Here is a 10,457-nt window from a genome sequence, read left to right on the forward strand (position 1 = left end):
GTATCAGGGCAAGCGCGTAGTGGACATCCGCATCGAACGCGCCGCTGGCTCCCAGCGGCGCGTCGATCAGGAACTGGCCTCTCTCGGCTACAACACCCCCAACACCTCGGCAGTGGAACGGCACAACGGTACGGCCCGGCGCATGAATCCGCACCAGGTCCGCAGAAGCCTCGCGTTCGCGAGGCTTCCCCACGTCCGTCAGACGGTAAGCGATCTGGTGAATGGGGTCTACAACTTCTGTCGGGTGAACCGAAGCCTGCGGATCAAGCTGGATGAACCTGTGGGACGTCGTCAATATGCGCAGCGGACGCCAGCGATGGCCATCGGGATCACGGATGCGGTGTGGAGCGTGCTGCGCCTGCTCGGCACTGTGGTCGTGCCAACCCCATGTCGGTCATGATTCCAGTCCACCACCTCATCCCGTACCCCAGCCTGAAGTCGCCGTCATGCGCTGGATCGCTGGGATCGGTGACGCCGGGGGGGGACACATCTACCTCCGCCGCGAGCAAGTGGGACCGCAGTGACGCCCACCGGGTTGCTGACGAGACCCTCCCCGCGCTGATCCTACTGGGCTTTAGCCCAAATGTTCCGCTCAGCAGCGAGCTTTTACTGGCCCAGACGGTTGGCGAATTTCTGGCGCTGCTGTTCAGATGTATCAAAATCGGCAGGCAGCGACAAACATTGCCCAGCACGAACATCAGGCCACCAATCGCACTGATCAGCCGTCCAAGCCGTTTTCCTTCATTCTCCACGCGACACAGGTTGGCGGCGTCTGAAGTCGGGAAGTTATGAAAAGGTTGTTGAGATGGTCCCATCCGAGGTAGTCGCCCCAATGGGCGAGCCTTTCTCCCAGTTTGCTGCTCAGCGGTTTGCCTGGCCCAAGCCGCAAATCAGGAGTACCAAGTCCACGCTGGCTGCTACGCTCCCTCCATGGTCATCACCCCGGATACCAAAGTTGAGCGGCTGTTACGACATCTGACGCACCAACTCTCTCAGCATCTTCCTGAGACGCTGCTGGGGCTCTACCTGCACGGCTCTCTGGTAACCGGCGATTTCAACCCCGAGCGCAGTGACATCGACCTCCTCGCCGTGCTCTCCCATGACCCTTCCGAGCAGACGATTGAACACTTACAGGTGTTCCACAGCCAACTGGACGCCGATGAACCTGCCTGGTGTGGACGAGTTGAAATCAACTACATTTCCGTTGCCGCTCTTGAGTCCTTCCGAACACAGCCGCGTCTGATGGCCCGCATTAGCCCTGGCGAACCGCTTCACTTGGTCCCAGCGACGCGGCATTACCTGTTGCAGTGGTACATGGCCTGGTACAGCGGCGTTGCCCTGTTCGGCCCACCACCGCAGCAAATCATGCCGGGCCTTGACCGCGCTGAATTTGTCGCGGTTGTCCGAGAACATGCCAGCAACTGGAAAGTATGGATCGCTGAGATGGACCCTCACCACGCGGGGAGCCATGTCTACGGCGTGCTCACGCTTTGCCGTGCCTTATATTCCGCGACCACCGGGGAACAGGTTTCCAAGAAACAGGCCGCGAAGTGGGCAGCCTTGCAACTCCCTGAGTGGGCTTCCCTGATCGAATGGGCGGTGACTTGGTGGTACGGCTCTGGAGAAGCGAGGCCACGTCCCGATTTTTCGACCGTCAAGGATTTTATAGCGGCGGTCAGTAACCGAATAACCGATATCCGTGAGTAAGATTGGGCACCAAGAGGTTGGCTTTACCCCAAATGGCAGTGGCGGGGGAGCGTCCCCCACTGGGCAAGCTGTGTCCCGGTAAACTTCAAATTAAACCCCGTTTAGGGCTTGAGTCTGATGGCGAAAATCCTCTCTGGCACGGGAATAAGAGGGATTTATTTGCTCTTTACCTGAACAGACCATGTTTTCTCTGCGGTTTTGATCACCTACTGCGCTCAAGATGCAGCACGTTGTACAGATAGCTTGTGATCCCAGAACCTTACAGGCTTGGCAAAAGGGGCAGTGCCGATCTCCAATGTGCGCGAAATGCTCTCCCAGACGGCCTAGAGGCCAGTTCAATCAAACCCTAAACGGGGTTTCAAATTAAATTGAGCCAAATAAAAAAGAGGATTTTTTCTTCCGGGTGAAATTGGACGCTGAAACGGAGTTGACTCGCATCTGATAACCCTCCCTGAAAATCGAGCCATGACGCACTTCAGGGTAGTGCTCCAGAAATCCCGACAAAAAGTCCCCCATCCGTTGAGAGGGTGGGGCACACTGGAGGGAACATATGGGAAAGCAACGGAAAACGTGGTCACCAGAACTCAAAGAACAAATCGTGCTCACCGTCCTGCGCGGTGAACAATCGGTGGCCGAACTGGCCCGTCAGCATGGCGTCGCTGAAAGCCTGATCCACAAATGGCGAACGCAGTTCCTGGAGGCGGGCCGTGCCCGCCTCCTTGGCGACCATGTCGACCACGGGGTCAAAGCCCTCGAGCAGGAAAACGAGCGTCTGAAAAGCCTGCTGGGTGAGAAGGAGCTGTCGCTCTACATCGCAAAAAAAGCCCGGGGTCTTTGAGCGTTCAGCAGGCCCTCGCGCTCTACGCCGAGGTGCTCCAAGACCAGCCCCACATCAGCCTGTCCAACTTTGCCCGGGACGTTGAAGTGCCGTACTGGAAGTTGCGTGATGCCAGACGATACGCCCGACGAGCGAAAGTTCGTCAGGCACGGTGTGAATCGCACCGTGATCAGGTGCGTGATGTCGCGCTGGCGAATCCAACCTATGGGTATCGGCGCGTTCAGCATCAACTCGTCAGGCAGTACGGTCAGGCTGCGCCTGGCCGTCACGAGGTTCGACGCTTGCTCCGGGAACTGGACTTGATTCCGGCCCAGCCGAGGAAAATACGGCGCCCGTCTGTGCCCGTCCTGACGCCCCTCCTGTGGCCTGAGGGGCGACGGATTCAGATTGACGCCACCCGGTTCAGTCTCGCGGATGGCGTCGCCTGGGTCTATGTCGTGCTGGATGTTCAAAGCCGCGCCGTGCTTCACCTGGAGGTGGTTCGTCATCTCTCGGCGAGCAGCGCGGTCACCGCGCTGCAGACCGGACTTCAGATGCTCCATCACCACGGGATTGGGGACAACATTGTGGTGATGTCGGATGGAGGATCAGATTTCACGTCGCAGGCGTTCAAGCTGGCCTGTGATGAGGTGGGCTGCTGGATCAGGGCGAAGGTGTCGCAGCGCGGTGGAATGGGGATTCTGGAACGGGTGAACCGAAATCTCAAATACGAATGGATCTTCAGGCAGGAGGTGCGGTCCATCACCGAACTTCGCGTCCAGTGCGCCCAATTCCAGCACTGGAACAACACGGAGAGGCTGCACTCGGCCCTGGGCTATACCTATCCCTGGGATAAACTGGTCGCGTCAGCGAAGTCTCTCTTCGCTGCTTGACGGGATTTCTGGAGCACTACCCAGAGAAGCGGGGGCAACCTTCAAGGATCAACCCAGTCTCCATCTGGAGCTGGCCGCCGATGAATACCGGCTGCTCGCCGATCTCCTCTTGAATTATATTGGAACCGATTCGGTGCGGAATGAACAGCTTCAATATCTCGCGCAACGCCTCTTCGTGCTGGCGGTCCAGGCGGATCATCCCATCCCCAAGGTCGCGTTGTAAGCCCTATCGCCTGAAAACACCCGTTCAGACTCAGGTGCCATCTCGGCTCCTTGGCATGTTGTCGTCCTGCTCACTGGGCATGAATCACCATAACCGCTCCTTTCGACGTTGCCCGCCTTCTAGACCACGCTTTACTAGACCATCCCACCACCACGCTGCTTCAACACTCGGGAATAGAAAATTCGTTGTTCCAGACGGGGGATTTTTTGTTCCTCCCCCATTGCGTGGGGGGGGTGGACATAGCTCGCCCTCGTGCTGAACGGCGAAAAGGCGCTTGGTGGTCTGAGTCCACCTTTTGCAATGCGCATCAAGCGTATTTACGGCGCGCTCCAGAGGGTGCTTGGCTGGCTCTGTTCCAGGCTAAAGACGTCCACGCCTACAAGCTCAAGGCCCACCACTTCACCCGGTTCACACGCCGTGGTGCGCTGGGCGACCACAACAGGGCCGTCCAACAACCGAAAACGGCCCAGCGTGACGCCGCGCATGGAGGCGTCACGCTCAAAGGTGGCCTGGAGGGCCGCGCCGTGGCTCCTCACCGCCCGCGTGTGTTCCCAGCGAACCGTGACCATCGCCGCGCCGTCAGGCAACGCTGCTGGAGCGCGCCAATCGCCCAGTCTGACCTCCCCAGCCCTGACCTGGGCTGGAAGCTCGTTCAGTCGCCCAAGCGCGCGGGCTGCCCCCAGCGTCGCGGGTGAGTGGTAGACCCGTTCCGGGGGACCATCATCCAGCACCCTGCCGCTGCCCAGCACGATAATCCGGTCGGCCACCGTCATGGCCTCGTCGGGATCATGCGTCACATGCAGCGCGGCGCGGCCCTCGGCCCGCAGCAGCGCCGCCACCTCGCCGCGCAGCGTCTCACGTAACACTGGATCAAGGGCGCTGTACGGCTCGTCGAGCAAGATGAGTTCAGGTTCCACCGCCAGGGCGCGGGCCAGCGCCACCCGCTGCCGCTGGCCGCCGGAAAGCTGAGCTGGCCGGGCCTCTTCCAACCCGGCCAGGCCCACCGTGGTCAGCAGGGTGTCCGCCCGCGCCCTCTGGGCCACACCCGCCCTGCCCATCACCAGGGTCAGGTGTTCCCTGGCACTCAGGTGCGGCCACAGGGCGTAATCCTGAAACACGAAGCCCAATCGGCGGGCTTCCGGGGGCAAGTGCGCCGCCTCACGTCCACCAATGGTCAACTGGCCCGCATCTGGGGTCAGCATCCCTGCCACCAGCCGCAGCAAGGTTGTCTTGCCGCTGCCCGAGGCCCCCAGCAGCGCCACGATCTCCCCGGCCCCCACCCTCAGGTCAACGCCTTGCAACACCTCGTTGCGTCCCAGGCGTTTGGTCACGCCCACCAGATTCAGGGCGTCTGGACGGGTGGTGGGACCTGGCACGGGCGACTGTTCTTTTCTCGGCATGACCCCCATTTAAGCGCGTCCACGCGGCACCAGCAGGGTGGGTAGACTCAGCAGCAGAAGTACCGTGGCCAATGCGGCGGCCCCGCGCAGGTTGCCTTCAGAGAGCAGGTTGAGGACGCCCACCCCGGCAGTTTCCGCGCCCGGCGCGTACAGCAGCGCCGAGAGCGTGACCTCGGAGAGCGCCAGCGGGTAGATCACCAGAAATGAGGCCACCAGATGCGGGCGGGCCAGCGGCAGGGTGACGCGCCAGAAGGTCGGCCAGCGCCGCACCCGGTGAAGGCGGGCGGCAAACTCCAGGTTCGCCGTGCCAGGCGTGGCCGCGCTACGCCCGCCCTCTACTCCCGGCGCAAGGAAGCGCAGCAGGTAGGCCAGCATCAGGAACAGTGGCGTGGCATACAGCGCGGTGCGCCCGAAGGCCAGGATCAGCCCCAGGGCCAGCAGCGTACCCGGCAGCAGGTACGGCAGGGTCAGCAGTCGCTGCGCCGCGCCAGCCAGCCGCGATCCCTGTCCAGCGCGGGCGATCCACAGGCCCAGCAGCGCACAGAGGGCTGCTGCGGCAAGGGCCAGCCAGACCGAGTGCCACAGGCCCCGCCGCACGCTGTCCAGGGCCAGCGCCCCGGCGAAATTCTCCAGCGTGAAGCCGGGGCGGTAGGCAGGCTTGAAGGCCAGCAGCAGCGTGGCCGCGAGTGGAAGTACCAGCGCGATCATTGTCCAGAGGCTGACGGCTGCCCAGGCCAGGTGGCGCAGGCCGCGCGGTGTGGGCAGCCCAAAGTCCGCTGCTGGATCGCCCGCTGGCGTTCTGGGGCGGATCAGCAGTGCGGGCAGGGCGGCCACCACCAGCAGCCAGGCCACTCCCGAGGCCGCCGAGAGCGGATCGGCCAGCGTGGGGTTGAGCAGCCGGGCGTAGGCCAGCGTGGACAGGGTATAAATCTTGGCCGGAAAGCCCAGCACGGCGGGTACCCCAAAATTGCCCAGCAGGCTCAGGCCGATCAGCGCTGCTGCCGCGCCCACGCCGGGCCAGATCAGCGGCAGCACCACCCGCCGCAGCCCCTGCACACTGTTCAGGCCATGGACACGGGCGGCCAGCAATGGCCCTTCCCCCTGGGCGCTGAGGGCCGCTCGGACGAGCAGGTAGGCCAGCGGAGCGTAGTGCGTCACCCAGGCCAGCTCAATGCCGAACGGTGAGTAGACCGGCAGGATCGCCCGTCCGGTGAACACATTGCCCGGCCCCAGCGCAGCGAGCCAGGCCGTCGCCCCAATAAACGGCGGAATCAGGTACGAGACTGAAATGAGCAGGTCGGCGGCAGTGGGCAGCCGCGCGAGCCACGTGAGTAGCGCCAGCCCACCGCCGATCAGCAGCGAGAGCGTCAGGCCCACGCCCACCAGGCCCAGCGTCGTCAGGACCACATCCCAGTCGGCGCGCAACACGCCTGGCACGGCGGGCAGACCGCGTGCCAGGACACTAAAAAGAGCGAACAGTCCAGTCGCGGCCAGGATGACCGCCGCCCAGGTGCCCGACTTAAAGGTGCTGGGCTTCACGCCGCCGCTTGTGCTTCAGGCCGGGCCACTTACTTCAGGTCAAACAGGGCCGAGAAGCGCTGGCCGATCTCGGCCTTGTTGGCCGCAATGTAGGCCGCCGCGCTGGGCAGGGTCGGCACGCTGGCCGGGACGCCGGCCGGCCGGGGCGCGTCCGACATCACGGGCACGTAAGAGAGCCTGGAGAAATTTGCCTGGGCCGCTGGCGAATACAGGAAGCGCACGAACGCCTGCGCCAGCGCCTTGTTCTTGCTGGACTTCAGCACGCCGATGGGCGTTGGCACCAGGATGGCTCCCTCGGTGGGGTAGACGATCTGGATCGGCGCACCCTTGGCGGCCTCACGCCGCAGGGCGTAGTCCACCAGCAGCGCCGCGCCGTACTCGCCGCCGATCAACTTGGTGGTGGTGATCGGGTTGGACTGCTCGATCTTCATACCGTTCTTGGCCAGTGCGTCGAAGTAATCCCAGCCCAGCCGCTGCGCCAGCGTCCCAGCGGTAGAAAGTGCGCCGCCGCTGAACAGCGGATTGGGCATCGCCAGCTTGTTCTGGTAGGCGGGTTGCTTGAGATCGGCAAACGACTTCGGCACGGTCTTGAGCACATTGGTGTTGACGCCGATGACGTTGTAGAGCTTGCGCACCTCGGCGTACGTGCCGCCGTAGACGGCGCTGCCGGGCACATTCAGACCGCTGAGATCGAGTTTTTCCAGCAGGGTCCGCTTGCTGAGCGTGTCAAAGTAGGTTTGATCGGCCACCCAGAGCAGATCGGCCTGGGAGTTGCCGGCTTCCAGCTCGGCGTTGAGCTTGGCCGTGACCTCGCCGGTACCAGAGCGGAAAAGCTGCACATCGGCCCTGGGATAAAGCTTCTTGAAGGCGTCCACCTGCGCCTGCACGTCGGCCTGCACCTCGGAGGTGTAGAGGGTCAGCGTGCCGCTGAGATTAACGGAAGCAGTCTGGGCGCTGGCCAGGCTCAGGCCAGAGAGCGCGGCAGTCAGGAACAGGCGTTTCATCCGTACGGTCTAGCGGATGAAAGTCAGGCGGAGGTCTGCTGAACCTCGGCCCAGATGTTCTCGCCAGGGCGCACTAGTCCTATCATGTATGCCCTCAGCTCGACTTTGCCCATTTTTTCAGGCGGTGCTGAGGTTCCTCTCAGCACCGCCTGAAACCATTTGGAGATGTTCAAAGTCCCAAAATGGTTCACCGATGTTATCGCCCCCTTTGCCGAGATGTTTACCCAACCCACCTGGATCAACGCTCAAACCTTACTTGTCGGGTCCATCCTTGCCACCCACAAACGCACCATCTCTGCCCTCCTGACCCTGCTTGGTCTGAGCGACGACACCGGATTCGCCAGGTTCCATCACTTTCTCAGTCGAGCTATCTGGTTCCCGCTTCAGGGCAGCCGAATTCTCCTGGGTCAATTGCTGGAAGCCTTCGTCCCTAATGGACCGCTGTTCATCGGACTGGATGACACGATTGAACGGCGCAGAGGAAAGAAGATCGCGGCCAGAGGGATTTACCGTGATCCGGTCCGGTCCAGTCAAGGTCAATTTGTGAAAGCCAGCGGTCTCCGCTGGCTGAGCCTGATGCTCCTGGCCCCCATCCCGCAGGCAGAGCGGGTATGGGCCTTGCAGTTCTTGACCGCTCTGGTTCCATCGGCGCGATAGAGCATCTCCGTCAACTACACCGCGTCTATGGCCCCCTGAGTCCCGCTTTCGTCGCAGAAGAACTGCGCTGCACCCTCCAAGAGGCTGCACGCCATCTTTACGGACCTCATGCAGATCGGTATGCCTGGGTCAGCCTCGCTGACCTGGCCCATCTGTCTGCGGTAAGCCTGATGGGGTTGAAGCGCTGGGTCCGGCGTCAGCACATCCAGAGCGCGTACCAGCAGGGCGAGGGGCGCACCGCGCCCCCCTATATCCATCTCGATGATGCCCGTCACTTCCTGCACGGCCAACAGCACCTGACATCAGGGACTTCAGACGCGCTCCCCCGTGTGAAGGGAGAAGAACTGAGGTCTTCTTCCATACCGAGCCAAGTCACCAAAGCAGCCGGAGTAGATCTGGACTGGCAACTGGCACGCCAGGCCGCCTGGCCCATGACGGTGGACCGACTGGCAGAAGCGGTTCACGGCTCCCGTTCCACACAGGCTCGGCAACAGACCCAGAGAACGCTTCGGCGTTGGGAAGCCCAGGGGCGCGTCGTCTGCTTTGCGCGGGGCCTGTATGACCTGGTGCGCTCAGCACTGATTCTGGACCCAGAACGTTACGGGCGCAGTGTGTTGCCGAGGGAGGACCTCCAGAAGCTGCACGCCCACCACCCGGAGATCGCCCACTGGGCTGCCAGGTCTCTGGCAGCAGCCTGGCGAGCGTACAGCCGCTTCTATGCTGGGATGCTGCTGCCCGTGGCGAACCGTGGGGAGCCGACGTTCCTGGAATACCTGATGGTGTGTCAGTTGAATCCAGGGGGGATGCCGGGTGAGGTGAATGCCCGGTACGAGGAGTTGTGCCAGGCGGCGGCCTTTTACCGTCTGGTTCCCGCACCATCTCAAGGTGTTCCTGAGACGGAGCAGCCTGAGCTGAGCGTAGAGAATATTGAAGCGGGCCTGATCGACTTCAAAGCGGCAGCCGAGGCGACCCGGCTGAAGATGCAGCGCAACTTCAGCAAAGGACAGACCCTCGGTCTGGGCCGGAGAACAACAGCGTCCAAACCAAGGGGCATGCAGGAGAACGTGTAACTCCTGAACTCCACCTGCAGAACCGCGACAAAGCGCTTCCAGTTGGGCGAAGCTGAGAACGTCAATGTCACAGTTTCCGGGAGATCGCCTTCGTTGATTTATAGCCCTTTCTGGAGGTTTGAAGAACTGTTACCGCATGGTTTCAATCCCACGCCGCGCTCAGGGTCTCCAGCCGTGCCTGCCAACCCGTGAACTGGAGTTGGGCGTTGGCATCGTCGTCCCCACCCATAGACGTCCACGGCACCGAACTGTAGGTGGGCAGTCCTGGAAGGCTCAGGGCGTGTCCTGCACGCGGATGCCATAGGTGTTGCACGGACAGCCCCGACTGCTCGCGGCGCTCCTTGACGCGTCGGCTCAGCTCCGTGGCCTGCCACACCTGATCCTGCTCGCCGCTGACCAGCAACACTGGGCCGTCGATGCGCTCCACCGGAATCGTGGCCGCCACAACCTCTTCTGGGGTAGCCGCTGCAACGGCCTCCCGGTGCGCCGGGGTCATGCTGTAAGGGCCAGGTCCTGCGAACAGGGCATTCCAGTCGGTCCGGTAAGCGATATAGGGCAGCGGCTGACCATTCAGGGACCATGACGACATGGCCTGTCCGGCAGGGAAAGTGCGCGTCCGGTCAATGCCCTCGAAGACCAGTCCACCCGGCGAGAAGGCGGCCACCGCTCCAACGGCCTGTGGGTACGTCGCGGCGATGAGCAGGGCGGCTTCTCCGCCTTTGGACGCGCCCGTGATCCCAACGCGCCGTCCCGCCACTTCCGGTTGCTCCCGCAGAAAAGCAATGGCCTGTTGGAAGTACTCCAGCGGAATGTTAACCAATTGCTCGGGCAGTTCCGTGTCTGGGACGCCGAAGTAGGCGAGGCTGAGGGTCATAAAGCCCTCAGAGGCCAGCAGCGCGCCTTCCATGTCGTACAGGCCACCTTCCGAACCGCCCAGACGGACACAGGCTCCCCGCAATGGCTGATCGCTGGGCGGGCGGAACAAGGTCCCTACCAGCCCTTGCTCGCGGACGGAAGTTTCACGCAGGTCTGGACTGCGCGTCAGGCGGCGCGTGGAAGCCTGAGAGCGTGTTTATAAAGGTTCGACGGATGGGTCGAGGCGACGGAGCATCAGGCGAATGTTGGCGAGATAGCACCAGGAAGCGGA

11 protein-coding genes and 1 pseudogene are annotated in these 10,457 nt (G+C 62.5%); 6 read left to right on the forward strand and 6 right to left on the reverse strand.

What is annotated here, in order from left to right:
• The 4 genes and pseudogenes from Q319_RS27995 to Q319_RS25835 all read left to right on the forward strand — a co-directional run.
• Nucleotides 1–400, forward strand: a pseudogene (locus Q319_RS27995) (IS1 family transposase); the annotation flags it as partial.
• A 530-nt stretch (nucleotides 401–930) separates the two neighbouring features.
• Nucleotides 931–1,707: an aminoglycoside adenylyltransferase domain-containing protein gene (locus tag Q319_RS0120655; protein ID WP_029484321.1), complete on the forward strand. Its 777-nt coding sequence runs from the start codon at nucleotides 931–933 to the stop codon at nucleotides 1,705–1,707.
• 550 nt (nucleotides 1,708–2,257) lie between these two features.
• Nucleotides 2,258–2,545 (forward strand): transposase, encoded by a 288-nt coding sequence (locus Q319_RS0120660; protein ID WP_029484322.1) that lies wholly within the window; start codon nucleotides 2,258–2,260, stop codon nucleotides 2,543–2,545.
• Nucleotides 2,542–3,417, forward strand: a complete 876-nt coding sequence (locus Q319_RS25835) for an integrase core domain-containing protein (RefSeq protein WP_051655621.1) — start codon at nucleotides 2,542–2,544, stop codon at nucleotides 3,415–3,417. The genes Q319_RS0120660 and Q319_RS25835 overlap by 4 nt, the downstream gene beginning before the upstream one ends.
• 16 nt (nucleotides 3,418–3,433) lie before the next feature.
• Here the strand turns inward: Q319_RS25835 and Q319_RS0120670 are convergent, their stop codons facing one another.
• The 4 genes from Q319_RS0120670 to Q319_RS0120685 form a co-directional block, all read right to left on the reverse strand.
• Nucleotides 3,434–3,616, reverse strand: coding sequence for a hypothetical protein (locus Q319_RS0120670; protein ID WP_029484324.1), 183 nt, complete (start codon nucleotides 3,614–3,616; stop codon nucleotides 3,434–3,436).
• A 341-nt stretch (nucleotides 3,617–3,957) separates the two neighbouring features.
• The gene (locus tag Q319_RS0120675) at nucleotides 3,958–5,040 is read right to left on the reverse strand and encodes an ABC transporter ATP-binding protein (RefSeq protein ID WP_081846211.1); all 1,083 of its coding nucleotides are present in this window, start codon (nucleotides 5,038–5,040) and stop codon (nucleotides 3,958–3,960) included.
• Nucleotides 5,041–5,049: 9 nt separating this feature from the next.
• Nucleotides 5,050–6,579 carry an ABC transporter permease gene (locus tag Q319_RS0120680; RefSeq protein ID WP_081846209.1) on the reverse strand — a complete coding sequence of 510 codons (1,530 nt, stop codon included), beginning with the start codon at nucleotides 6,577–6,579 and terminating at the stop codon, nucleotides 5,050–5,052.
• A gap of 29 nt (nucleotides 6,580–6,608) precedes the next feature.
• A complete protein-coding gene (locus Q319_RS0120685; RefSeq protein ID WP_029484327.1) occupies nucleotides 6,609–7,583 on the reverse strand; it encodes an ABC transporter substrate-binding protein in 975 nt (324 codons plus the stop codon).
• 165 nt (nucleotides 7,584–7,748) lie between these two features.
• Between Q319_RS0120685 and Q319_RS0120695 the strand changes: the two genes are divergently transcribed.
• Nucleotides 7,749–8,240 carry a transposase gene (locus Q319_RS0120695; RefSeq protein ID WP_051655623.1) on the forward strand — a complete coding sequence of 164 codons (492 nt, stop codon included), beginning with the start codon at nucleotides 7,749–7,751 and terminating at the stop codon, nucleotides 8,238–8,240.
• A gap of 14 nt (nucleotides 8,241–8,254) precedes the next feature.
• Here Q319_RS0120695 and Q319_RS0120700 read toward each other — a convergent pair whose 3' ends face one another.
• Nucleotides 8,255–8,536 carry a hypothetical protein gene (locus tag Q319_RS0120700; protein WP_029484329.1) on the reverse strand — a complete coding sequence of 94 codons (282 nt, stop codon included), beginning with the start codon at nucleotides 8,534–8,536 and terminating at the stop codon, nucleotides 8,255–8,257.
• Nucleotides 8,537–8,671: 135 nt separating this feature from the next.
• Here Q319_RS0120700 and Q319_RS25840 point away from each other — a divergent pair, with 135 nt between their 5' ends.
• Nucleotides 8,672–9,310: a hypothetical protein gene (locus tag Q319_RS25840; protein ID WP_029484330.1), complete on the forward strand. Its 639-nt coding sequence runs from the start codon at nucleotides 8,672–8,674 to the stop codon at nucleotides 9,308–9,310.
• 142 nt (nucleotides 9,311–9,452) lie between these two features.
• Here Q319_RS25840 and Q319_RS0120710 read toward each other — a convergent pair whose 3' ends face one another.
• On the reverse strand, nucleotides 9,453–10,295 hold the full coding sequence (locus Q319_RS0120710) for an acyl-CoA thioester hydrolase/BAAT C-terminal domain-containing protein (protein WP_156039502.1): 843 nt from the start codon (nucleotides 10,293–10,295) through the stop codon (nucleotides 9,453–9,455).
• Nucleotides 10,296–10,457: the final 162 nt, after the last annotated feature.

Source organism: Deinococcus marmoris DSM 12784 (assembly GCF_000701405.1).
Taxonomy (GTDB): domain Bacteria; phylum Deinococcota; class Deinococci; order Deinococcales; family Deinococcaceae; genus Deinococcus; species Deinococcus marmoris.